General features: G+C 34.4%; 3 protein-coding genes and 1 riboswitch. Of the genes, 1 reads left to right on the top strand and 2 read right to left on the bottom strand.

From position 1 onward, the window contains the following. Positions 1-393: 393 nt before the first annotated feature. Positions 394-756 carry a hypothetical protein gene (locus tag AFK68_RS01575; RefSeq protein ID WP_094671097.1) on the bottom strand — a complete coding sequence of 121 codons (363 nt, stop codon included), beginning with the start codon at positions 754-756 and terminating at the stop codon, positions 394-396. 108 nt (positions 757-864) lie between these two features. Further along, a riboswitch (cyclic di-AMP (ydaO/yuaA leader) is annotated at positions 865-1,036 on the bottom strand. A 371-nt stretch (positions 1,037-1,407) separates the two neighbouring features. Between AFK68_RS01575 and AFK68_RS01570 the strand changes: the two genes are divergently transcribed. Further along, a complete protein-coding gene (locus AFK68_RS01570) occupies positions 1,408-1,632 on the top strand; it encodes a hypothetical protein (protein ID WP_094671095.1) in 225 nt (74 codons plus the stop codon). 60 nt (positions 1,633-1,692) lie between these two features. Here the strand turns inward: AFK68_RS01570 and AFK68_RS01565 are convergent, their stop codons facing one another. Then, positions 1,693-2,199 (bottom strand): pentapeptide repeat-containing protein, encoded by a 507-nt coding sequence (locus AFK68_RS01565; protein ID WP_094671093.1) that lies wholly within the window; start codon positions 2,197-2,199, stop codon positions 1,693-1,695. Positions 2,200-2,393: the final 194 nt, after the last annotated feature.

Raw genomic sequence — 2,393 nt, 5'->3', positions numbered from 1 at the left:
AAAGTTTTTTGGTTGCCTCAACGAGATGGGAAGTTCTATCGCGCTCTTATCCGGACATGGTATCATACCTCAAATTACCAACGCCGTTTTTTTTAGTTAGGACAATCAATCTGGGTTGAAAGCCAATAGACAACAACTCCAGAATACTATAGAGGGATGTCAAAAACCTTTAACCTCCTATAGTAGTTGGCTAACTTCTCAAATAAGACCAGATTCGCTTACTCAAGATATTTTATGCTAAGTAAAATTAAATCCTCTCCCCATCTTCCCTACACTTTATCTCCTCATCTTCAGAAAATGATGCTCTATAAACCAGATTTAGCATAATAGGTACTACCTTGTTATGATATAATTTTCACAAGGTAGCACCTATTAAAATTGAGAGAGTGAATATTAGACGGATGCGTAGGTTTGTTCAAGCTTAGAAACAACTTCAGGAACAGATAAACTATTTATATAATGAGTTTCATCAGAACAACTCCAGAGAGCGTGTGCTACTCCTAAGTATCCTTTGGAAACCTTAGATACATTTATAACTGTGCTGATGACTGTTGGTAAACAAGGGCTAGGCATAAATGTTGTGACAAAGGTATTAACCATAGACCACAGCATGATTACCCAAAAAAATCCTAATGCCGGCAATAAAATTAAATCAGGCATGACGAAGCGACCAATGCGCTTCCATACAGCTTGTTGAGGTATTGCAAAAACTACGGCAAGCGTCGCAAAAAGGGAATTATTCAGTTTTTCTGCCATTTTTCTAGATCGTCAGAGTCAGGTTTATCGGGCGCAACAAATCAGACCTATACCAACCAAGGATTCTGAATCGACAATCTGTCTAAATTGTTATAGAAGGTTGACTCTTCATTCTCCTCTCAATGCCTACGAAGTTAGCTGACGGGCTAGGGCTGAGAGATGCCCTTCTCTATATCTTTCTCAAAGATTTCTATTTAGAGATAAGCCCCTTAATTTTGGTTCCTCCGCTCCAGCAGCACTCTTGCTGTGCTTTTCATGCCGGATTAGGCTGACTGTATTTTGCTTTGTAATATAATCTTAACTTCTATAGAGCAAATTTGTCAACATTTTTTTACAAAAATTTTTGTGAATTTGATCACAATTTTGAGTTGGGAATTTCAGATAATGTTGGGACATTATTAAACTATTTGCTCTAAAAAAGTAAGGTACACCTACTTTATTCATTTTATAAATTCGGTTTTCCGGAAAATTCAAAATCTATACTCAACTAATTTGTTATCTGAGTCAGGGACTCTGTTCTTAATCACAGCAGAATGGTGATTATAATCACTAAACTTTGTAAGTGTAATCATTTACTGCGTTAATGTTGTATCACCGTGTCATAATAAAAAATCGCCCATACTAGAAATGTAGAGTTCAAATATGATTTTCATGTATCAAGAACCTCCTGTTTATCTACTTCCATCTGCATTAGGAGACCTTTTTGCCCATGCGAATGCCACAGGTTACATTACCTTAGCCGACCGTTATGGGTTAATGGCAGCTATATTTGATGAGTCTTTGCCAGAAGATGAAAAGCGCTCAATCAATAGGCTACTTCGAGCTATTTGTAAAGGACGTATTAAAGTAATTGATGAAATTTCTGTTATGGCGTAAAACTATACCTAAATAATATTTTAGACTTAACTATAATATAATTTTTTTTAATCAACTTGATTAACAATCTCCTTTTTTACCATTAGGTAGAGTAGCTCCACATAAATCAGTTTCCTCTAATTTTGCTTGATTCAGATTTGCATTAGATAAATTGGCTCCATTTAACTTAGCTTTCTCCAGATATGCTTGGTATAAATCAGCCCAAGACAAATCAGCTTTTTCGAGATTAGCCTGTCGCATAGTTGCACTGTGCATAATTGCACCTGACAAATTAGCTCCTGCTAAATTTGCATCAATTAAATTCGCACTACTTAAGATGGCTCCTCTTAAATTAGCGTCTTTTAAGTTTGCTTTTTGTAAATTAGCTCCTAGTAAATTTGCTTCACTCAAATCAGCTTCACTTAAGTCAGCTTCGCTCAAATCACAACCTGGACATTCATAAGTAGATAATAAACGCTGAATAGTTTTGATCCGTTCCATAGAATTAGACTTAGACTGAGCAAATACTGGAACAGTTAACCAAAATACTGTTAATAATGTAGTCGTCAATGGATATACAAATCTCATATTTTACTGCTTGGGAAATTAATAAATTTATGATTAGGCTTTTGATTTGATTAGTATCATATCATAAAAATCATATTTCATATAGAAAAAAATATATTTTTGTGAAGTTAAATAATTTGATTAAATATCTTTAAATTTACTGCTCAAGATGACTTATGTTCTAATAGTAATAATACATCAGTATATTTATATAG

The sequence above is a fragment of the Hydrocoleum sp. CS-953 genome (assembly GCF_002260545.1).
GTDB lineage: Bacteria > Cyanobacteriota > Cyanobacteriia > Cyanobacteriales > Microcoleaceae > Trichodesmium.
The sequence above is the reverse complement of the archived record's forward strand: the minus strand, read 5'-3'. Positions and strand labels throughout refer to the sequence as shown.

Excerpts from the sequence above, each read along its gene's own strand:
- AFK68_RS01575 (WP_094671097.1), bottom strand. The coding sequence starts at position 756 with ATGGCAGAAAAACTGAATAATTCCCTTTTTGCGACGCTTGCCGTAGTT.
- AFK68_RS01570 (WP_094671095.1), top strand. The coding sequence starts at position 1,408 with ATGTATCAAGAACCTCCTGTTTATCTACTTCCATCTGCATTAGGAGAC.
- AFK68_RS01565 (WP_094671093.1), bottom strand. The coding sequence starts at position 2,199 with ATGAGATTTGTATATCCATTGACGACTACATTATTAACAGTATTTTGG.